The organism is Mesorhizobium sp. M1A.F.Ca.ET.072.01.1.1 (assembly GCF_004023325.1).
Taxonomy (GTDB): Bacteria; Pseudomonadota; Alphaproteobacteria; order Rhizobiales; family Rhizobiaceae; genus Mesorhizobium.
The window spans coordinates 1-274 of record NZ_RZSF01000828.1 but is presented as its reverse complement, the minus strand read 5'-3'; the positions used below and the strand labels follow the sequence as shown (position 1 = coordinate 274).

At 66.4% G+C, this 274-nt stretch carries 1 pseudogene; it reads right to left on the bottom strand.

The annotated features are described in order from the left end of the window. Nucleotides 1–274: pseudogene (locus tag EOA32_RS39175) on the bottom strand (hypothetical protein); the annotation flags it as partial.

Here is a 274-nt window from a genome sequence, read left to right as displayed (position 1 = left end):
TGCCGAAGCGCGTTCGCGCTCCAGCGCCTGCGCTGTCTCAGTTGCAGCCTGCTCGGCATGCACTTTCGCCGAGACAGCCTTAGCTCGCTCCTGCTCAGCCGCGTCGCGCTCGAGGCGGGCTCTGTTGACGTCCTCTTGGGCCGATATTGCCGAAGCGCGTTCGCGCTCCAGCGCCTGCGCTGTTTCAGTTGCAGCCTGCTCGGCATGCACTTTCGCCGAGACAGCCTTAGCTCGCTCCTGCTCAGCCGCGTCGCGCTCGAGGCGGGCTCTGTTG